We start from the raw sequence: 19,663 nt of genomic DNA on the forward strand, positions 1-19,663 counted from the left end.
ATGCTTTGCGATATCTGCGGAAAAAATCCGGCAACCGTGCACTTGACTGAAATTATCGATGACCAGATGAATGAATTGCATTTATGCGAAGAGTGCGCCAGGACCAAAAGCGCGGCCATGGAGCAGCAGTTTGGTTTAAGCGATCTTTTGGCCGGGATGGTTGATTTCCAGAAGCCCTCCAGCAAAGAAGAGGAGCTGGTTAATATCAAATGCCCCAGCTGCGGCCTAAGTTACGCGGATTTTAAGAAGATCGGCAGGCTGGGCTGCGGAGAGTGTTATGATGTTTTTCGCAAGTACCTGGCGCCTTTGTTAAAACGCATACACGGCTCAAACCAGCATGTCGGTAAAAGCCCTTTAAAAATAAAAACTACCCTTACCCGGGTTAGTAAAAAGAAGATCGATCTTGCGGAATTAAAAGAGCAGCTGCAAAAAGCAATCCAGAAAGAGGCTTTTGAAGAAGCGGCGCGCCTGCGCGATCAGATCAAAGAGATAGAAACTAAAAAAGGAAAAGAAGGTTAATATGCAGATCAATGATTTGATCAACCACACCAGCGAATGGCTTAAAGGGACCGGCCCGAATTCGGATGTGGTTATTTCCAGCCGGATCCGGCTGGCCAGGAACCTCAATAAACTTCCTTTCCCGCATTGGGCCAGTAAGGCGCAATTGAATGAGGTGATGGAGAAAACCAGCCAGGCGATGTTAAAGATCGAACCGCTTAAAAAATCCACGCTTTTTACGCTGGCGAATTTAGACAACATTGATAAACAGTTTTTAGTGGAAAGGCACCTGATGTCCATCGAACATACCCAGAAGACAGAGCAGAAGGCGGTGCTGGTCAATGATGAAGAAAACATCGCGGTAATGATCAATGAAGAGGATCATTTACGCGTGCAGCTGATGCAGTCAGGGTTTAATCTTTTTGAGGCCTGGAATATTATTAACGGTATCGATGACGCTTTGGCCAAGATTTTGGATTACGCGTATCTGCCGGATTTTGGTTATCTTACCGCCTGCCCGACAAATACCGGCACCGGCATGCGCGGTTCAGTGATGCTGCATTTGCCGGCGCTGGTAATGAGCCGGCAGATCGAGCGGGTGCTGGCGGCAATAGCCAAATTAAGCTTTACAACGCGCGGCCTTTACGGCGAAGGCACGCAGGCCAGCGGTAATTTTTTCCAGATTTCCAATCAGGTTTCTTTGGGGCACAGTGAAAACGAGATTATTGAGAACCTCAACAGCCTGATCCGCCAGATCATCGAGCAGGAAACGCAGACCAGGGAGATCATGCTTTCTAAAAGTAAAGATGTTTTAGAGGACAGGATCAACCGCTCTTTGGGTATTTTAAAAAGCGCCCGGATTATTACCAGCCAGGAGACGATTGAATTGTTATCGATGGTGCGGCTGGGCAGCGACCTAGGCATGATTAAGGATATCGGCCGGCTGACGATTAACGAGCTTTTCATTACCACTCAACCGGCGCATCTGCAGAAACTGGAAAACAAAAAACTTTCATCGCAGGAAAGGGATTTAGCCAGGGCGGAATTGATTCGCAAAAAATTGAATTTATTATGACACCCCGCGCGGCACCTGGCGCTTATTTGAATTGCGCCAGTATTCGCCTTGTGGCGAAAATTGCGCGGGTGTTGTCTAGGTAGACAAGGAGAAATCATGTTTAATCGTTTTACGGAGAGAGCAAGAAAAGTAATTATTTTAGCAAAAGAAGAGGCCAGGCGTTTTAACCACGATTATATCGGCACTGAGCATATATTATTGGGGTTAGTCCGGGAAGGGGAAGGGGTGGCCGCGGCGGTATTGCAGAAGCTGGATGTTTCGCTTGAGAATATCCGCCTGGAGATCGAAAAGCTGGTCCAGCCCGGGCCCACTACCCAGATTATCGGCGATATTCCTTTCACGCCCCGGGCTAAAAAAGCTTTAGAGCTGGCCGCTGAAGAAGCCCGTTCCCTGGGGCACAATTATATCGGCACCGAACATCTTCTTTTAGGGCTTATCCGTGAAGGTGAAGGTATTGCTTCGCAGGTACTGTTAAATTTAGGCATGGATTTAAACTCGGTGCGTAATGAAGTGATGGGACTTTTAGGTTCCTCTTTACCAGGGGGCAATGTAGGAGGCGCTCAGGCGGCAAAATCCAAGACTCCGGCCCTTGACGCTTTTGGCCGCGACCTTACGGCATTGGCCCGGGAAAATAAATTGGATCCGGTGATTAACCGCAAGCAGGAAATTGAGCGGGTAGTCCAGATTTTAAGCCGGCGCACCAAGAATAATCCCGTACTTTTGGGTGAGGCCGGAGTGGGAAAAACAGCAATTGTCGAAGGCTTAGCCCAGTTGATTATCGCCGGCAATATCCCGGAAGTTTTAAGGGGCAAGCGGCTGATAGTTTTAGATTTGGCGCTGATGGTTGCCGGGACCAAATACCGCGGGCAGTTTGAGGAAAGAATCAAAGCGATTATGGAGGAGATCAAACGTTCGCAGGACATAATTATTTTTATCGATGAGTTGCACACTTTGGTGGGCGCCGGAGCCGCGGAAGGGGCAATCGATGCCTCCAATATTATGAAGCCGGCGCTTTCCCGCGGAGAGATGCAGTGCATCGGCGCCACCACCGTGGATGAATACCGTAAATATATCGAGAAGGACGCGGCTTTAGAGCGCCGTTTCCAGACGATCATGGTTGAGCCTCCGACGGTGGAACAAACTATCGAGATCTTAAAAGGCCTGCGCGATAAATACGAAGCGCATCACCGCGTTACTTTTAAAGATGAGTCCCTGGAGGCTGCCGCTAAATTAAGCGACCGTTATATTTCCGGAAGGTTTATGCCGGATAAGGCGATTGATTTAATCGATGAAGCCGGTTCACGGGCGCGCTTAAATGTTTTGATCGTCCCGGACAATATAAAAAAGATCGAAGCCGATGTCGAATCATTAAGAAAAGAAAAAGAGTCTTATATCAAGAGCCAGGATTTTGAAAAAGCCGCGTCTTTGCGCGACCAGGAACGCCTGGCCCGCCAGGAGCTGGAAAAATTAAATAAGGAGTGGAGCCAGGCAAAAGAAAAAATGCGGCCGGAAGTTACTGCCGAAGATATCGCCAAAATACTGGCGCAGTGGACAGGGATCCCGATCTTCAGGTTAGAGGAAAAGGAAAGCGAAAAATTGCTCAAGATCGAAGAAGAGCTGCATAAACGGGTAGTCGGCCAGAATGAAGCAATTGAAGCTATCGCCCACGCGGTCAGGCGGTCAAGGGCGGGGATTAAAGACCCCAAGCGGCCAATCGGTTCATTCATATTTTTGGGCCCTACTGGCGTCGGAAAAACCCTGCTGGCCCGGGCGCTGGCGGAATTTATGTTTGGCGACGAAGACGCTCTGTTACAATTGGATATGTCAGAGTATATGGAGAAGTTTAATGTTTCTCGCTTGATCGGAGCTCCTCCGGGATACGTCGGCTATGAAGAGGGCGGCCAGCTTACGGAACGGGTGCGCCGCCGGCCGTACGCGGTCATACTTCTAGATGAGATTGAAAAAGCGCATCCGGATGTTTTTAATTTGCTGCTGCAGGTTTTTGAGGAAGGCCGGCTTACTGATAGCTTTGGCCGGAAAGTTGATTTTAAGAATACGATTATCATTATGACCTCTAACGTCGGCGCGGAATTGATCCGCAAGACCGGCTCATTGGGATTTAGGACCCAGAAAGAAGAAGGCACTTACCAGGATATGAAAGATAAATTGCTGGAAGCAGTCAAGCATGCTTTTAAACCGGAGTTCTTAAACCGCGTTGATGATATTATTGTTTTCCGGCAGTTAGCTAAGGAGGAGCTCTCGCAAATTATCGATATCGAGATCGGTTATGTCATCCAGCGCCTGAAGGACCAGAAAATAACTTTAGAGGTCAGTAAGGAGGCCAAGGAACTTTTAATTGAAAAAGGATTTGACCCGGTTTTTGGCGCCCGGCCTCTAAAGAGGACTATCCAGAGGTTCCTGGAGGATCCCTTGGCAGGGGAGATTATCTCTAAAAAATATAAGGAGGGCTCTTCAATTAAGGTAACCCGTAAAAATGAAGAGCTTATTTTCGAATAATGTTTACATTATTTTTCATTGACCTGGGCCGTAAAATTCTTGAATTCATGTATTTTGTCGGCGGCTTAACTAACCTCTCCGTGCAAACCGTGTATTTAACATTCAAGCCTCCGTATAAATATGGCCATATAATCGAGCAGTCCAAGAAAGCCGGTTACGACAGCTTCCCGATTGTTTCGCTGCTGGCTTTGTTTATCGGTTTTATTTTCGCTTTACAGACGGCGTATTTTATGCAGCGCATCGGCTCAGAGATGTATATTGCCAGCATGGTCGCTTTGTCGATTGTGCGCGAGTTAGGCCCGGTAATCACGGCGCTGGTAGTTGCCGGAAGAGTCGGCGCATCCCATACCGCGGAGTTAGGGTCGATGCAGGTTACCGAACAGATCGATGCCTTGGAAACTATGGCGACCAATCCGGTAAAATACCTGGTCGTCCCGCGCTTTGTGGCTTTAAGCGTTATGCTTCCCATCCTTACATTGTACGCCAATATTATCGGAATACTCGGAAGCTACCTTATTTGCGTATTAAAGCTGGGGATTACCAGCAGTATGTATATGAATATAACTTTTAGCGCGTTATTTTATAAAGATTTATTTACGGGTTTATTTAAAGCCTGGATTTTTGGGATGGTTATCGCTTTAGTCAGCTGCTATGAAGGTTTTAATGTCGAGGGCGGGGCAGCCGGAGTCGGTAAGGCAACGACGCGATCGGTGGTGATTACTTTTATCATGATCATCGCGGCGGATTGTTTCTTTACCGCGCTGTTTTATTTTATTTTTCCTTAAAAAATGATCGAGATACAAAACTTAACCAAAAAATTCGGTAATAACTTAGTTTTGGACCAGCTGAATTTAACGGTCCCCACCGGCCAAACCTGCGTAATTATCGGCAGAAGCGGCTGCGGAAAATCAGTCCTGCTTAAACATATCGTCGGGCTGTTAAAACCGGACGAGGGCAAGGTTTTAGTTAACAGCAAAGAGGTGGGCGGTTTAAAAGAATTGGAATTAACCGCCCTGCGGGCCAAAATCAGCTTAGTATTCCAAGGCGGGGCTCTTTTTGATTCGATGAACGTTGCTGAAAATGTCGGGTTTAGCCTTTTTGAACATACGCATATTAATCGTGAAGAAATTTTAGCGCGGGTGGAGGAGTCTTTGTCCTTAGTAGATTTAGGCGGTATCGGTAATCTTATGCCTTCGGAGTTAAGCGGAGGAATGAAAAAACGCGTAGCTTTAGCGCGGGCAATTTGCATCAAGCCGGAAATTATCCTTTATGACGAACCGACGACCGGAGTCGACCCGATTACCGCCGACAGTATCAATCGGCTTATCCGCTCGCTCCATGATAAATTAAAAGTCACTTCCTTTGTGGTCACGCATGATATGCGCAGCGCCTACCACATCGCCAACAAGATTGCCATGCTGTATAAAGGGAAAATAATTTTAGAGGGTACTCCTGAAGAGATCCAGCATACTCAGTATCCGGTAGTGCACCAGTTTATTCATGGGCTCTCCAAGGGGCCGATAACTGAATCAATCGATACTTAAATGGAGGCTTAAATGATATTCGGAAAAACCAAATTAGAGCTAAGGGTGGGCGTCTTTGTTTTTATCGGCATGGTAATTTTAGTTATTTTTATATTGTCGATCGGCGGATTTAAAACCTGGAGTTCCGGGTACCGGATTAATGTTAACTTTAATTTTGTTAACGGGATAAAGGTGGGGGCGCCGGTGCGTTTTGCCGGAGTCGATGTAGGCGAGGTAAAAAGAATTAAGCTGGAGTTTATTCCCGAAGAAAGCCGTTCAAATGTGCGCCTGATAGTTTGGGTCAGGGATATTATCAAGATTCCCGTTGATTCCACTGTTTGGGTCAATACCCTGGGGTTATTGGGTGAAAAATATATCGAGATAATGCCCGGCAAAGACTATGCCAACCCGATTAAAGAAAATGGATCCATGATCGGCGTTGATCCGTTGCCGATACACGCGATATTTAACCGGGCCGAAAGTATAATGCATAATCTGGATGACGGGCTTGCCCAGATCAGGAATAAAGAAGGCACATTAGGCAAGCTTATTTATGACGATACGGTTTATAATGAATTGCAAGCGCTGGTTACCGATGTGCGCAAGAATCCCTGGAAGTTATTTTTCAGGACTAAAGAGAAAAAATAATGAGGACAAAGTCGGTTTTTAGCTGTTCAAATTGCGGGTATCAATCGCCGAAATGGCTGGGCAAGTGCCCGGATTGCAACAGCTGGAATTCTTTTAACGAAGAGGATTATGCCGTTCCTTCATCCGGGATCAAAGAAAGGGTCTCTTTGTATAAAGAAGGGCCGGTACTTTTAAGGGATGTGGTGGCTAAAGATGAAGACCGGTTAAAGACTAATATTATTGAGCTGGACCGGGTTTTAGGCGGCGGGATTGTCAAGGGCTCGGTGATCTTAATCGGCGGCGACCCCGGGGTAGGCAAATCGACCATCTCTTTACAGGTTTCCAACCATTTGACTAAGCAGGGGATCGGGGTGCTTTATGTCAGCGGCGAAGAAAGCGTGGCCCAGACTAAATTACGCGCCAGACGCTTGGGGGAATCGGGCGCGGATAATCTTTATATCGTCAATCAAACGGACTTATCTTTAATTGTCGAATACATTAAAAAATTAAAACCTCAGGTAGTCATCATCGATTCAATCCAGGTTATTTTTGATTCCGGGATCAGCTCTTCTCCCGGCAGCGTCAGCCAGGTGCGGGAATGCGCGGGGATCCTGACGCAATTAGCCAAAACTACCGGGACCTCGATTTTTATTATCGGCCATGTGACCAAAGAAGGGACTTTGGCTGGGCCGCGGGTTTTAGAGCATATCGTGGACACGGTGCTTTATTTTGAAGGGGACCGTTTCGCGATCTATAGAATACTGCGCGCGGTGAAAAACCGGTTTGGCTCAACCAATGAAATCGGCGTATTTGAAATGGGGGCGCAGGGTTTGGCGGAAGTAAGGAACCCGTCGGAAATATTCCTTTCGGAGCGGCCCAGCGATGTATCCGGGACGATCGTAACCTCGATTTTGGAAGGGACGCGGCCGCTTTTGGTTGAGATCCAGTCGTTGGTTTCCAGGAGCAGTTTCGGTTATGCCCGCAGGCGGGCGCAGGGTTTTGATTTTAACCGCCTTTCTTTGCTGGTGGCGGTTTTAGAAAAACGCATGGGGCTGGCCCTTGAGGCAGAAGATATCTTTGTCAATGTCGCCGGAGGGATAAAAATCGAAGACCCGGCGGCGGATTTAGCGGTATGCGCGGTGGTTGCCTCGAGTTTCCGGGAGCAGGTGGTTTTACCCCGGGCGGTAGTTTTAGGAGAGGTGGGGTTAAGCGGCGAGATTAGAAGTATTTCCCAGGTGCTGACGCGGATCAATGAAGCGCAAAAGCTGGGCTTTAAGCATTGCGTTTTACCTAAAAACAGCATTAAGAACCTTAAACTTAAGAGTTCGGATATGGAAATTATTCCCGTGTCTACTTTAAAGGAAGCTTTAGATATTATACTCGGGTTAGGGATTAAATTGGAGGCAAAGAAATGAATTTATTATTAGCGCGGCTTTTGTTTATTTTAGGCAGTATGGCGATTGGTTATCAGACGGTGGTAATTAATGGTTCCGGCTTAATCGGTTTGATAGTTGGCGCTTTAGTGGCATTAGCAATGATCGCCGCTGAAGCAGGGTTGCGTAAAGTTTCGGTAAGCGGTTTGTCCAGCGCGGTATTTGGATTAATCTTAGGCTTGATTATGGCCAAGCTGGTCGGAGATGCTTTTAGCATTGCTCCTATCGATCCGGTTGTGCTTTCCAGAATCAGGGTGGGGCTGACTTTGGTTTTTTGCTATCTGGGTATGGTCATGGCCCTGCGCGGAAAAGATGAATTTAATGTCATCATTCCTTATGTGCGGCTGCGCCGGCAGGACCAGGCGCAAGATGTGGTGCTTTTAGATACCAGCGTGATTATCGACGGCAGGATTGTGGATCTTTGTAAAACTCGTTTTTTAGGGGGTAAAATTATCATCCCGAAATTCGTGCTGCGGGAATTACAGCAGATCGCCGATTCTACCGATCCGATCAAACGCCAGCGGGGCAGGCGGGGTCTGGAGATACTGAATGTGATCCAAAATGAGCCGGGAATGGATATTACGATCCATGAGCAGGATTTTACCGAGACCACTGAGGTGGATGCAAAACTGGTTTTGTTGGCTAAATTATTGGAAGCCAAAATCTTAACCGTTGATTTTAATTTAAACCGCGTTGCCAGCATCCAGGGGATCAAAGTTTTAAATATAAATGAACTGGCTAACGCTTTAAAACCCGTGGTTTTTCCCGGGGAAGAGATGCGGATCAAGTTGATTAAAGAAGGTAAAGAGCATAACCAGGCGGTGGGTTATCTTGATGACGGGACGATGGTGGTAGTTGAGGATGCCCGCAAGTTACTTGGCCAGGAGGTTAAGGTTGTGGTGACTTCGGTCCTGCAAACTCAGGCCGGCAGGATGATCTTTACCAAGACAGAAAAATAATAATGGTTAGCGCGATAATCCTGGCAGCTGGACGGGGAAAACGGCTTAATACGCCAGTACCGAAACCTTTAGTAAAAATTGGTAATTTGCCGGCAATAGTTTATTCTCTTAGGGCCTTAAACAGGCATCTGGATATCGCTGAGATTATCGTGGTGGTTAGCCCGGGCAATCAGCAGGCAATTACCAATGCGCTAAAGAAATATCCTTTTAAAAAAATAAAGGTTTTTGTTTTGGGCGGGGCGCGCCGGCAGGATTCGGTAGCTAATGGGCTCAAAGAAGTCAGCGTAAAAAGTGATTGGGTTTTAATCCATGATTCCGCGCGGCCGTTTATTGACCGTAAATCGATTAGCAAGGTTATCTTCGCCGCTAAAAAAACCGGCGCAGCAATATTAGGGATACCGGTTAAAGCAACGATTAAGAGCGTCAAAGCGGGCTTGCTGGTTGATAGGACTGTGGACAGGGCCAATCTCTGGGAGATACAAACTCCACAGGTTTTTAAAAAAGAGCTTATTGTCCAGGCCTATAAAAAATATTCTAAAAGCAATGTTACGGATGACGCTTCTTTGGTTGAGAAATTGGGGAAAAAGGTCCAGGTTGTTCCGGGGAGTGATGAAAATATCAAAATTACGACTAGCGTTGACCTGTTATTGGCCGGGGAGATTGCCAGGAGGCGTTTATGATGCAATTTAAAGTCGGAATAGGTTATGATATCCACCGTTTAATTACGGGCAGGCCGTTATTTTTAGGCGCTGTGGAGATTCCTTATATTAAAGGACTCTTGGGGCATTCCGACGGTGACGCATTGATCCACGCGCTTTGCGACGCGCTATTGGGTGCCTTAGCGCTTGGCGATATCGGCGAACATTTTCCGGATACGGATCCTAAATATCAGGGTATTGCCAGTAGTAAGCTGCTTGAGGCCGTTAAGGGATTAGTGGACCAGAGCGGTTATCAAATCAATAATCTGGATGTTGTCATTATCGCCCAGGAGCCCAAGCTTGTGCCGTTTAAGCAACAGATGAAAGAAAAGATTTCCGCGCTTCTTGGTATCGGCCAGGAGATTGTAAACATAAAAGCAAAAACAAATGAAGGGCTGGACGCGGTAGGAAATCGGGAGGCAATTGCCTGTTACGCGGCAGCTTCTTTGGCAAAGGGGGTATAAACATGTTCTCCATAATTATAAATATATTGATTTTAATCGCGGCGCTTTATTTAATTAAGTTTATGCTTATTTCCGTGATTTTTTACGCTGATATTAGGGCGGCGCAGAAAAGGGATCCGGCGGCAAAAAGTTTTATCGAGGTGATTTTGCTTTATCCCGGGCTGCACGCTTTGATTTATTACCGGGTCGCCCATTTCTTCTATCAAACACATTTATTTTTTCTGGCGCGCCTTTTATCCCAGGTTGCCCGGTTTTCTACCGGCATTGAAATCCATCCGGGGGCCAAAATCGGCAAGCGGTTTTTTATCGACCATGGATTAGGCGTGGTGATCGGAGAGACCGCGATTGTCGGAGATGATGTTTTGCTTTATCAGGGCACAACCTTGGGCGGGACCGGAATCATACAGGGAAAACGCCATCCTACTGTCGGCAATAATGTGGTGATCGGGGCCGGCGCAAAAGTTTTAGGCAATATTACCATCGGCGACAATTCTTATATCGGGGCAAACGCGGTAGTGGTCAAAGATGTTCCGCCAAATTCCACGGTCGTCGGTGTTCCCGGAAGGATCACCAAGCAGGACGGTAAAAAAATGGATGTCAGCTTAGACCACGCGCGGATGCTGGACCCGATTATGCAGTCAATCGAAGAGCTGCAGGATAGAATTAAAAATTTGGAAAAGAAGTAGAGTGCATGCCTATCTTTATATATAATTCCCTCACCAGAAAAAAAGAAGAGTTTGTTCCGATAAAGGCTCCGCAGGTAAAAATGTATACTTGCGGAGTTACGGTTTATGACGCCTGCCATATTGGCCATGCCCGCAGTTTATTTATTTTCGATTTGATCCGCAGGTATTTAAAATACCGCGGTTTTGACGTGAGTTTTACGCGCAATATCACCGATATCGACGATAAGATAATTAACCGGGCTAATGAGCTTAAAGTTGACTGGCAGGAGTTGGTTAGTAAATATATCGCCAGTTACAATCAGGATCTAGAAAGCCTGGGGATAGAAAAAGCGGATTTTGAGCCGCGGGCAACCGAAAATATTACCGATATGATTGAATATATTAAAAAGCTGGTGGATAAAGGCCTGGCTTATGAATCCGCCGGCGATGTTTATTTTGATGTGCGTAAATTTGCCGGATACGGGAAATTATCCGGCCAAAGCATCGACCAGATGGAGACCGGGGTGAGGATCGGCCCGTCGGAGTTAAAGCATGACCCGTTGGATTTTGCCCTTTGGAAACGCTCTAAGGAAAATGAGCCTTGCTGGCCCAGCATTTTTGGGCCGGGCAGGCCGGGCTGGCATATCGAGTGTTCGGTGATGTCGCAGAAGTTTTTAAAAACCGAAACTTTGGATATCCACGCCGGAGGCAGGGATTTGATTTTTCCGCACCATGAGAATGAATTGGCGCAGAGTGAATCCTATAGCGGTAAGCCATTTGCTAAATATTGGATACACCATGGACTGCTTACGATCAACACGCAAAAGATGTCTAAGTCGCTGGGGAATTTTATCACGATTAAGGATTTTATCGCCAAATACCATAATCCCGAGCTGTTGAAGTTTTTCTTTTTGTCCGCCCACTATGCCCACCCAATCGATTACAGCGACGCAAAAATCGAGGAGGCCAGGCAAGCATTGCAGAGGATTAGTATTTTTATGGATAAGGCCAAGGCAGTCAAGCCGGGTTTGGCGCTAACCCTGTTAAAGAGACATTCTAAAGAGGTGGCTAAGTTAAAAAATAAATTTACCGCTTCTTTAGATGATGATTTTAACACGCCGGAAGCCTTGGCTTGTGTTTTTGAGCTGGTGAACCTGGCGAATAAAAATATCGGGAAGGCGGATCTTGTTTTTAGCGCTCAAGTTGTTTTAAAAGAGATGCTTGAGATCCTCGGCATTACGCTTAAGGCGGTAAGAATCGACACCCAGATCAGCGAAGATGAAATTAAGTCTAAGATTCAGAGTAGGTCGGATGCTAAAAAATCCAAGGACTACGCGCTGGCCGATAAAATCAGAAAAGAGCTGGAAGAAAAAGGGGTAATTCTCGAGGATACCAAGAACGGCGCAACTTGGAGAAGGAAGTTGTAGTGAATAGTTTGATTTGAAGTAGGGGATTGGAGATTCTCATTAAAAAGCCCATAACTTGCGTTACGGGCTTTTTAATTTGTTAGATGCTATGTTAAACTGCCAAGCTTTTCAAGGAATGGTATGATACCTTCATTAAGTGAGTTCAACCATTTCGAAAGGAGGAAAGCATGGCCTACAATTCACAGGACTATGACATATTTATCGGAATCGATGTTGACCAAAAAAGCTTCTCGTTTACCGTCAAGGACCACGAACAGATGAACCGTTCACACAGAATACCCGCAGATCCAGAGAACCTTTACCGCCATATAGAAAATACCTATAATGGCAAAAGAGTCATCTGCGCCTATGAAACCGGAGGGAGTGGTTATTATCTTCATGATTATTTAACCTCCGCTACGCGCCAACGGTTAGATTTGCTGCTTGCGGATTTAGAGTATGCACGTAACCAGCAATTAAAGGTCATTAACGAATTAAGGGCAATAGCGTTAAATAATCCCTGCCTTACGGCTAATGTGCATTGCTTGCGTTCTATCCCTGGTATAGGTTTATTACGGCAATAACCATATTGGCAAATATCGGCGATACAGCTAAGCAACCCCAGAGAGCTGGGGGCGTTTATCGGGCTTGTGCCTCGTGAACATTCCACCGGAGACAAAATATCCAAAGGCTCTATCACCCACATGGGCGATGTTTTCCTGCGCTCTCTGCTGATTGAGGCCAGTTGGGTAATTATCCGTAAGGATACACGTATGCGGCAATTCTATGATCGCATTCGCTCCAGGCATCATCCGCATATTGCCGCTCGCAAGGCCATTGTCGCGGTAGCGCGTAAATTAACCTTGATTATTTATAGGGTCTTGAAAGAACAGCGTGACTATATAGCTTAATGATAAGAAATAGTGTTAGAGATAGGACCTTTAAGTAACGCTTGCCTTGGGGGACGCCTCGTGGTCAAAATCAGAGTCAATGTTTTTAGACTCGTTGTTAGATAGAGACCCCTGGGGCCTTAAACGCAAAATCAAATAGTGTGAACCCATGTGGGTTGCCACGTATAACAGAGAGTTAAAGGGTTCTAGATTTAACACGAGGAGCTAGAATAAGAAAAGCTTGACACTTTACATAACAGATTTTGGCCTTTTCTGCGTCAGTTGCGGTAGGAAGAAAATAATAATGACGCAAGAAAGGAGAGAAAGGAATGAAGAATTCGATAGGCAAAGAATATATCAATTTCTTGAATGGAATCAAATCGCGCATTGTTACAGCGCGGATTCAGGCGATTAGGTCGGTCAATAAAGAGCTTATAAAGTTATATTGGGATATCGGCAGAACTATCGTCGAGAGGCAGAAAAAATATAAGTGGGGAGATGCGGTAGTTGAAAGGTTTGCCTTTGATTTAGCCGCAGAATTTAATGGTAGGGCGGGTTTTTCCGTGCAAAATTTATGGCGGATGAGGCTTTTATATCTTGAGTACAAAGATAGCCTGAAACTCGCACAGCTTGTGCGAGAAATTCCCTGGGGACAAAATATTGTCATAATGCAGATGGTTAAAGATATCAAAGAGCGAGAGTATTATATTCGCGCTACAGCGGAAATGGGATGGAGCCGCAATGTGCTTCTCAACCAGATAAAAGCCGGAGTTTATACCTTCTACTTGAAACAGAAAACCCATAATTTTCCTAAAGTCCTTCCCGGCTATCTTGCTGAACAGGCAGATGAATCCATAAAAAGCGTTTATAACCTTGATTTTCTTGATATCACAAAATCATTGGTTGAACGGGAGTTAGAGCGCCGCCTTGTTGAAAGAATTAAGCGCTTTATGCTTGAACTGGGTAAAGGATTTTCATTTCTTGGTGATCAATACCGCCTAATATTGGGGAATAATGAATATTTTGTTGATCTTTTATTTTTTAACCGTCTATTAAAATGCCTTGTGGCAGTTGAGTTTAAAACCGGTAAGTTTGAGCCCGAATATGCCGGGAAGATAGATTTTTATCTTCACCTATTGGATGAACAAGTAAAACTGAAAGATGAAAATCCGTCAATAGGCATTATTCTATGCGCGGCTAAAGACAATATTGTGGTTGAGTATGCTTTGCGTAGTACCAAAAAGCCCGTGGGGGTTGCCGAATACTGTCTTACGAATAAACTGCCTAAATATTTGGCCAGAAAACTTCCTGATGCCAGCGCGTTGAAATTATCGATACAAGAGGAATTGAAGTAGCTATGCTCTCTAGTGCCATGGACTCTACATCTTTTTCTATTGAGCTAATTGGCCTTAGGCGGTATAATCAAAAATCAGGGGCGTTTCTGGAGTTTTTATTGGAAGTAAAAAAAGGAGGACTTTAGATGATGCACTTCTTGGTAAGATGGGGAATTAACGCGCTGTCGATTTTTATTGTCGCGCACATTGTCAGGGGCATCGAGGTTTCAAGTACCGCCACTGTCCTGGTGATTGCTTTGGTCTTGGGGATCATTAACGCTTTCTTGAGGCCTTTGATTATTCTGGTTACGCTGCCGATCAATATTATTACCTTAGGGGTATTTACCCTTTTTATCAACGGAGCTCTTTTCCTTTTGGTGTCTAAGATTGTCAAAGGTTTCGTGATTACGGGTTTCTGGACAGCTTTCTGGGGGTATATCCTTTTTAGCATCATTAGTTTCTTGTTAAGCCTGTTAGTTTTTTCTGTTTAATTAAGTGATAAATAGAAACGGTCCCATTATTTCTAGAGGGAGGATTATGCTTTATCATTTTAAAAATCTGGTTTTTGAAGGCGGGGGCGTTAAGGGGATGGCGTATTCCGGGGCGATGGAGATATTGGCTGAGAAAGGCATCTTGCAGAAAATCGAGCGGGTGGGAGGGACATCGGCCGGGGCGATTAATTCCGTTTTAGTCGGTTTGAATTATTCGGTTGATGATATGAAAGAAGTCCTTTGGAAGCTAAACTTTAATGATTTAATGGATAACCAGTGGGGGATAATCGAAGGCCTGCCGAGGCTGGCGGGAAAATACGGCTGGTATAAAGGGGATTTTTTCAGGAAGTGGATTGGAGAAATAATCCGCAGGAAAACCGGAAGCAGTGAGGCGAGTTTTGCCGATATCTCCGCGCAGAAAGAGCAAAAGGGGTTTAAGGATTTGTATGTTATCGGGACGAATCTTTCCACGCATTTTAGCGAGGTTTTTTCAAATGAAAAGACACCAGATATGCCGGTTGCCGATGCTGTGAGGATCTCTATGTCGATCCCGTTGTTTTTCGCGAGCAAACGCGCAGGCAGGCGCAGGGATGTTTATGTTGACGGGGGAGTTTTGGCCAATTACCCGGTTAAACTTTTTGACCGTGAAAAATACGTTCAAGAGAACAAAAGAAGCACGGATTATTATGAGGCGCATAATAAGAAGCTGAAAGAGCAGGGGATTAAGATCAGTAAGTACGTTTACAACCAGGAAACACTGGGATTCAGGCTGGATTCTCGGGAGGAAATTGGTGTCTTCCGCGACCAAAAAGAACCGGCGCACCATAAAATCAAGAGTTTTGTCGCTTACGCCAAAGGGTTAGTCCAGACGATAATCGACCATCAGCTTAATCTGCATCTGCACAGTGATGATTGGCAGAGGACGATTTATATCGATGCTTCGGCGGCCAAGACAACGGAGTTTTACTTGTCAGATGAGAAAAAGGCGGCCTTGGTTGAAGCCGGCCGCAAAGGCGCCAGAGAATATTTTGAGTGGTTTGATAAGGGGAATTCCATTAATAAGGTAGTTGCTACTCTTTAAAACTAGGGACGGTTCTATTAAGGAGTTTTATGAAAAATAGAACTGTCCCCTTTATTTTAGTGTTCTTTGCCTCCCGCCTGTGGTAAAATGGTCCCTGTCCCTATTTAAAGGAAGGCTATGAGAGGAAAATTTATTACATTTGAAGGGTCTGAAGGTTGCGGGAAGAGCACGCAGTCGAAGATGCTTTTTGGGTATCTTAAGGCCAAGGGGTTAAAGGCAATTTATCTGCGTGAGCCTGGCGGCGTCAAGGTAAGCGAGATGATTAGAGAGATATTGCTTAATCCTAAGAACAAGATATCGCCGGCGGCTGAGACTTTACTTTATATGGCTGCCCGCGCCCAGGTGGTTGAAGAGATTATTAAACCCGCGCTGATTGCCGGAAGAATAGTTGTCTGCGACCGGTTCATGGATTCGACGATTGCTTATCAAGGTTATGGTTTAGGCATCGATATCAAACTGATTAAAGTTATTGGTAATTTTGCCACCCAAGGCATCGCGCCGGATCTGACCATTTTTTTAGACCTGCCGATTAAAAGCGGGCTGAAACATCGGGATAACTGCAAGGACCGCATCGAGCAGCGCTCGGTTAGTTATCATGAAAAGGTAAGAAGAGGTTATCTTGCGCTGGCCAAGAATGAACCGCGAAGGATTAAAATCGTCAAAGTCCAGGAAGATAAATTTAAGACGCAAGAGAAGATCAGGGAGATCGTCAATGCGCTTGGCTGATATTTTAGGGCACCAAAAACCTTTAGCGATAATTAACGCTTATATCCAAGGCTCCGGTTTTTCCGGAGGATTTATTTTTAGCGGGCCGGAGGGGATCGGCAAGCGGATGGTCGCTAAAATGGCTGCCCAAAAATTAAACTGTACGGCTCAAACTGATAAACCCTGCGGCCTCTGTGATTCCTGCCGCAAGATCGAAAATTCAGGGCATCCGGATTTGCATATTATCGAAAACGGCGAAGCGCAAATAAAGATCGAAGATATCCGCGGTATTTTGCGGGAGGCAAGTTTTAAGCCGTATGAAGGGGCAATGAAGGTTTTTATTATCGATAACGCCCATAAGCTTAATACTGAAGCGGCAAACTCTTTGCTGAAAATCCTGGAGGAGCCGCCTAAGAGCACGTTGATTATTTTAATCACGCATAAACCGCAGAATATTATCAAGACTGTGCTTAGCCGTTGCAGGATGATCAAATTTCCTTCTTTGGTCAGGGCGGAACTTGAAGAGGTTTTGATTAAAAATTATTCATTGGATAAGCTGAGCGCGCATTTTCTGGCCTATTATGCCGAAGGCAGATTAGGCTTGGCTTTGAAGCTCAAGGATTCTTTGCAATTGCGGGAGAAGAACAAAATATTCGATTCTTTTGTGTTGTCCGCAAAGCCGCTGGATCGAAATTTAATGGGGCAAACTAAAGAGCAGCTGCGCTTTTCCTTAAATATTCTTGCTTCCTGGTTCAGGGATCTGTATCTGCTGAAAGCAGGATTGCGGGATAAAGAAATAATCCATTTAGACCGCCAGGAGGATTTATTAAAATTAATACCTAAATATTCATTTAAGCAGCTTGACGATATTATGGCTACGATCTCAGAGAGCACCTTGTATTTGGAAAGAAATATTAACAGCAAATTACTTTTGCACAACTTAGGAGCGCAACTATGGAAGGCATGATTTTAGTCCAACTGAGGAATTCCGGCATGGTCCAGCTTTATCAGGCGGGAAATTTAGTTTTAAAAGCCGGGGATTGCGTGATTGTCGAGCATGACCGGGGTTTGGATTACGGAAGCGTGGTTTTGCCGGGGCATGCCCGCTGCTGCGCCGTCGAAGAAGGCGGCGCAAAAGAGCCGCCGAAAAAGATAATCCGCCTGGCCAGGGAAAGCGACTTAAAACAGATCGAAGATAACGTGATCAAAGCTAAGGAAGCGTATAGGGTTTGCGAGAAAAAGATCCTGGAGCATAAATTGGATATGAAGCTGGTTAAGGCGGAGTATTCTTTTGACCGGACCAAAATTTTATTTTACTTTACCTCCGACGGCAGGGTGGATTTTCGTAACCTGGTAAAGGATTTGGCGAAAATGTTTAAGGCGCGCATTGAATTAAGGCAGATCGGGGTCAGGGATGAGGCCCGGCTTTTTGGCGGATATGGCTCATGCGGCCGCGAGCTTTGCTGCAAAAAATTCCTGAAAGATTTTGAGCCGGTAACCATCAAAATGGCCAAGGAAGAAGGCCTGCCGTTAAACCCTCCTAAAATTTCCGGTTTATGCGGGCGCCTGATGTGTTGCCTTTCGTATGAATATGAAACTTATAAGCTGCTTTCAAAAGGCCTGCCGCACGAAGGGGAGCATGTTAGCACCCCGCAGGGCAAAGGCAAGGTGATCAACATTAATGTTTTTAAACGGGTAGTCACTGTCGAACTGGAAGAAGGCGGATACCTCGAGGTAAGTTATAAAGAAAAAGAGCATGGCAAATAAATTTTATATTACTACTCCCATCTATTACGTGAATGCTTCTCCACATATCGGCCATTCATACACTAATATTGCCGCAGATACTTTGGCCCGCTATAACCGTAATATCCTGGGAAAAGAGAATGTTTGGTTTCTTACCGGAACCGATGAACACGGACAGAAGATCAAAAAAGCAGCGGATGAGGCCAAGCTTTCCCCGATTGAATTTGTCGATAAAGTAGTGATTCAATTCCGGGATTTATGGAAGAAACTTGAAATATCCAACGACGATTTTATTCGTACAACCCAAGATAGACATATTAAATTCGTGCAAAAAGCGCTGCAGATCGTCTATGGTCAAGGGGATATTTACGAGGGTAAATACGAGGGTTGGTATTGCACTCCTTGTGAAACATTCTGGCCGCTTTCGCAGATCACGGATAATCTTTGCCCGGATTGCCACCGGCCGCTGGAAAAAATCAGTGAAACTAATTTTTTCTTTAAATTATCAAAATACCAGGATTGGTTGATTAAATATATCAAAGATACTGATGAAAATCCGGAGCGGATCCATTATATCCAGCCGGTTTCCAGAAGGAATGAAGTTTTAGGGTTTTTAGAGAATAATAAATTAGAGGATCTTTGTATATCCAGGCCGGTTGAGCGGCTCAGCTGGGGCATACCTTTGCCGTTTAGCCCAAAGCATGTTACTTATGTCTGGTTTGACGCCTTAATTAATTATATCAGCGCGGTTGGTGAATTTGACAGTAAGGATATTTATCACTCCGACTGGTGGGATAAGGATGTTAAGGTGGTGCAGCTTTTGGGTAAAGATATTTTAAGACATCACGCGATTTACTGGCCGATTATGCTGGAGGCTTTAGGGATCAGGCAGCCGGATACGATTTTTGCCCATGGCTGGTGGATGATCAATGAAGATAAGATGTCAAAATCGCGCGGTAATGTGGTTAATCCGGTGGAGATGGCCGATAAATTCGGCATTGACGTTTACCGCTATTTTCTCCTTCGCGATGTGCCGTTTGGTTTAGACGGTAATTTTTCCGAAGAAGCGATAATCAAGAGATTTAACGGTGATCTAGCCAATGATTTAGGCAATCTTATTTATCGTACGCTGACGATGATTGAGAAATACTACGCGGGAAAAATCCCGGATTTGAATATTGAGAATACCATTTATGACCAGAGCGGGGAGGCTATTAAAAGTAAATTGGCGGATTTAGGCAAAGAAGTTTCTCTGCCGCTTAGCTGGGGAAATGATTTTAGCCTGGCGCTGGAAAAAATTTGGGAGGTTATAGGAATAACGAATAAATATGTTGAAGAGACTAAGCCCTGGAATTTGGTGAAAGAAGGTAAAGATGAAGAGCTTAAAAGGTTCATTTCTTTATTGGTCCAGGCGATTCGAAAGATTGGCCGGGAAATCGCCCCGTTTATGCCAAAAACCGCGGAGTCGATTATCTTGCAATTGGGCGGCACCGAGATTAAAAAAGGCGCTCCTTTATTCCCGCGTATTGAAATTAAAAAGAAATAAGTTCT

At 45.3% G+C, this 19,663-nt stretch carries 21 protein-coding genes; all 21 read left to right on the forward strand.

What is annotated here, in order from left to right; genetic code table 11:
- The 21 genes from PHG87_05290 (at position 1) to metG (ending at position 19,658) form a co-directional block, all read left to right on the forward strand.
- A complete protein-coding gene (locus tag PHG87_05290; protein MDD5477591.1) occupies positions 1–519 on the forward strand; it encodes a UvrB/UvrC motif-containing protein in 519 nt (172 codons plus the stop codon).
- A 1-nt stretch (position 520) separates the two neighbouring features.
- Complete coding sequence (locus tag PHG87_05295; GenBank protein ID MDD5477592.1) at positions 521–1,573, forward strand: protein arginine kinase; 1,053 nt, start codon at positions 521–523, stop codon at positions 1,571–1,573.
- Between the two features lie 96 nt (positions 1,574–1,669).
- Positions 1,670–4,090: an ATP-dependent Clp protease ATP-binding subunit gene (locus PHG87_05300; GenBank protein ID MDD5477593.1), complete on the forward strand. Its 2,421-nt coding sequence runs from the start codon at positions 1,670–1,672 to the stop codon at positions 4,088–4,090.
- Positions 4,090–4,875 (forward strand): ABC transporter permease, encoded by a 786-nt coding sequence (locus tag PHG87_05305; protein MDD5477594.1) that lies wholly within the window; start codon positions 4,090–4,092, stop codon positions 4,873–4,875. Before PHG87_05300 ends, PHG87_05305 begins: the two co-directional genes overlap by 1 nt.
- A gap of 3 nt (positions 4,876–4,878) precedes the next feature.
- Positions 4,879–5,634, forward strand: a complete 756-nt coding sequence (locus PHG87_05310) for an ABC transporter ATP-binding protein (GenBank protein ID MDD5477595.1) — start codon at positions 4,879–4,881, stop codon at positions 5,632–5,634.
- A gap of 12 nt (positions 5,635–5,646) precedes the next feature.
- A complete protein-coding gene (locus PHG87_05315; protein MDD5477596.1) occupies positions 5,647–6,261 on the forward strand; it encodes an MlaD family protein in 615 nt (204 codons plus the stop codon).
- Entirely contained in the window at positions 6,261–7,655 is a 1,395-nt protein-coding gene (gene radA / locus PHG87_05320; GenBank protein MDD5477597.1) for a DNA repair protein RadA, read from the forward strand. Before PHG87_05315 ends, radA begins: the two co-directional genes overlap by 1 nt.
- The gene (locus tag PHG87_05325; GenBank protein ID MDD5477598.1) at positions 7,652–8,632 is read left to right on the forward strand and encodes a PIN domain nuclease; all 981 of its coding nucleotides are present in this window, start codon (positions 7,652–7,654) and stop codon (positions 8,630–8,632) included. Before radA ends, PHG87_05325 begins: the two co-directional genes overlap by 4 nt.
- 2 nt (positions 8,633–8,634) lie before the next feature.
- Positions 8,635–9,312 (forward strand): 2-C-methyl-D-erythritol 4-phosphate cytidylyltransferase, encoded by a 678-nt coding sequence (gene ispD, locus PHG87_05330; protein MDD5477599.1) that lies wholly within the window; start codon positions 8,635–8,637, stop codon positions 9,310–9,312.
- Positions 9,309–9,794, forward strand: a complete 486-nt coding sequence (gene ispF / locus PHG87_05335) for a 2-C-methyl-D-erythritol 2,4-cyclodiphosphate synthase (protein MDD5477600.1) — start codon at positions 9,309–9,311, stop codon at positions 9,792–9,794. Before ispD ends, ispF begins: the two co-directional genes overlap by 4 nt.
- A 62-nt stretch (positions 9,795–9,856) precedes the next feature.
- Positions 9,857–10,480 carry a serine O-acetyltransferase gene (cysE, locus tag PHG87_05340; GenBank protein MDD5477601.1) on the forward strand — a complete coding sequence of 208 codons (624 nt, stop codon included), beginning with the start codon at positions 9,857–9,859 and terminating at the stop codon, positions 10,478–10,480.
- Positions 10,481–10,485: 5 nt separating this feature from the next.
- Positions 10,486–11,886, forward strand: coding sequence for a cysteine--tRNA ligase (gene cysS / locus PHG87_05345; GenBank protein MDD5477602.1), 1,401 nt, complete (start codon positions 10,486–10,488; stop codon positions 11,884–11,886).
- A gap of 167 nt (positions 11,887–12,053) precedes the next feature.
- On the forward strand, positions 12,054–12,449 hold the full coding sequence (locus PHG87_05350) for a hypothetical protein (protein ID MDD5477603.1): 396 nt from the start codon (positions 12,054–12,056) through the stop codon (positions 12,447–12,449).
- A gap of 21 nt (positions 12,450–12,470) precedes the next feature.
- Positions 12,471–12,776, forward strand: coding sequence for a transposase (locus PHG87_05355; GenBank protein ID MDD5477604.1), 306 nt, complete (start codon positions 12,471–12,473; stop codon positions 12,774–12,776).
- Between the two features lie 308 nt (positions 12,777–13,084).
- Positions 13,085–14,110 (forward strand): PDDEXK nuclease domain-containing protein, encoded by a 1,026-nt coding sequence (locus tag PHG87_05360; protein ID MDD5477605.1) that lies wholly within the window; start codon positions 13,085–13,087, stop codon positions 14,108–14,110.
- A 128-nt stretch (positions 14,111–14,238) separates the two neighbouring features.
- The gene (locus PHG87_05365) at positions 14,239–14,580 is read left to right on the forward strand and encodes a phage holin family protein (protein MDD5477606.1); all 342 of its coding nucleotides are present in this window, start codon (positions 14,239–14,241) and stop codon (positions 14,578–14,580) included.
- Between the two features lie 46 nt (positions 14,581–14,626).
- A complete protein-coding gene (locus PHG87_05370; GenBank protein MDD5477607.1) occupies positions 14,627–15,661 on the forward strand; it encodes a patatin-like phospholipase family protein in 1,035 nt (344 codons plus the stop codon).
- A gap of 117 nt (positions 15,662–15,778) precedes the next feature.
- A complete protein-coding gene (gene tmk / locus PHG87_05375) occupies positions 15,779–16,387 on the forward strand; it encodes a dTMP kinase (GenBank protein MDD5477608.1) in 609 nt (202 codons plus the stop codon).
- The gene (gene holB / locus PHG87_05380; protein MDD5477609.1) at positions 16,374–17,333 is read left to right on the forward strand and encodes a DNA polymerase III subunit delta'; all 960 of its coding nucleotides are present in this window, start codon (positions 16,374–16,376) and stop codon (positions 17,331–17,333) included. The genes tmk and holB overlap by 14 nt, the downstream gene beginning before the upstream one ends.
- The gene (locus PHG87_05385; GenBank protein ID MDD5477610.1) at positions 17,321–18,133 is read left to right on the forward strand and encodes a stage 0 sporulation family protein; all 813 of its coding nucleotides are present in this window, start codon (positions 17,321–17,323) and stop codon (positions 18,131–18,133) included. The genes holB and PHG87_05385 overlap by 13 nt, the downstream gene beginning before the upstream one ends.
- Entirely contained in the window at positions 18,123–19,658 is a 1,536-nt protein-coding gene (gene metG, locus PHG87_05390; GenBank protein ID MDD5477611.1) for a methionine--tRNA ligase, read from the forward strand. Before PHG87_05385 ends, metG begins: the two co-directional genes overlap by 11 nt.
- The last annotated feature ends 5 nt before the right edge of the window (positions 19,659–19,663 follow it).

This window comes from Candidatus Omnitrophota bacterium (assembly GCA_028716245.1).
GTDB lineage: Bacteria > Omnitrophota > Gorgyraeia > Gygaellales > Profunditerraquicolaceae > UBA6249.

Excerpts from the sequence above, each read along its gene's own strand:
- tmk (MDD5477608.1), top strand. The coding sequence starts at position 15,779 with ATGAGAGGAAAATTTATTACATTTGAAGGGTCTGAAGGTTGCGGGAAG.
- PHG87_05305 (MDD5477594.1), top strand. The coding sequence starts at position 4,090 with ATGTTTACATTATTTTTCATTGACCTGGGCCGTAAAATTCTTGAATTC.
- ispD (MDD5477599.1), top strand. The coding sequence starts at position 8,635 with ATGGTTAGCGCGATAATCCTGGCAGCTGGACGGGGAAAACGGCTTAAT.
- PHG87_05315 (MDD5477596.1), top strand. The coding sequence starts at position 5,647 with ATGATATTCGGAAAAACCAAATTAGAGCTAAGGGTGGGCGTCTTTGTT.
- PHG87_05300 (MDD5477593.1), top strand. The coding sequence starts at position 1,670 with ATGTTTAATCGTTTTACGGAGAGAGCAAGAAAAGTAATTATTTTAGCA.
- ispF (MDD5477600.1), top strand. The coding sequence starts at position 9,309 with ATGATGCAATTTAAAGTCGGAATAGGTTATGATATCCACCGTTTAATT.
- radA (MDD5477597.1), top strand. The coding sequence starts at position 6,261 with ATGAGGACAAAGTCGGTTTTTAGCTGTTCAAATTGCGGGTATCAATCG.
- cysS (MDD5477602.1), top strand. The coding sequence starts at position 10,486 with ATGCCTATCTTTATATATAATTCCCTCACCAGAAAAAAAGAAGAGTTT.
- PHG87_05350 (MDD5477603.1), top strand. The coding sequence starts at position 12,054 with ATGGCCTACAATTCACAGGACTATGACATATTTATCGGAATCGATGTT.
- PHG87_05295 (MDD5477592.1), top strand. The coding sequence starts at position 521 with ATGCAGATCAATGATTTGATCAACCACACCAGCGAATGGCTTAAAGGG.
- PHG87_05290 (MDD5477591.1), top strand. The coding sequence starts at position 1 with ATGCTTTGCGATATCTGCGGAAAAAATCCGGCAACCGTGCACTTGACT.
- cysE (MDD5477601.1), top strand. The coding sequence starts at position 9,857 with ATGCTTATTTCCGTGATTTTTTACGCTGATATTAGGGCGGCGCAGAAA.
- PHG87_05325 (MDD5477598.1), top strand. The coding sequence starts at position 7,652 with ATGAATTTATTATTAGCGCGGCTTTTGTTTATTTTAGGCAGTATGGCG.
- holB (MDD5477609.1), top strand. The coding sequence starts at position 16,374 with ATGCGCTTGGCTGATATTTTAGGGCACCAAAAACCTTTAGCGATAATT.
- PHG87_05370 (MDD5477607.1), top strand. The coding sequence starts at position 14,627 with ATGCTTTATCATTTTAAAAATCTGGTTTTTGAAGGCGGGGGCGTTAAG.
- metG (MDD5477611.1), top strand. The coding sequence starts at position 18,123 with ATGGCAAATAAATTTTATATTACTACTCCCATCTATTACGTGAATGCT.
- PHG87_05360 (MDD5477605.1), top strand. The coding sequence starts at position 13,085 with ATGAAGAATTCGATAGGCAAAGAATATATCAATTTCTTGAATGGAATC.
- PHG87_05310 (MDD5477595.1), top strand. The coding sequence starts at position 4,879 with ATGATCGAGATACAAAACTTAACCAAAAAATTCGGTAATAACTTAGTT.
- PHG87_05365 (MDD5477606.1), top strand. The coding sequence starts at position 14,239 with ATGCACTTCTTGGTAAGATGGGGAATTAACGCGCTGTCGATTTTTATT.
- PHG87_05385 (MDD5477610.1), top strand. The coding sequence starts at position 17,321 with ATGGAAGGCATGATTTTAGTCCAACTGAGGAATTCCGGCATGGTCCAG.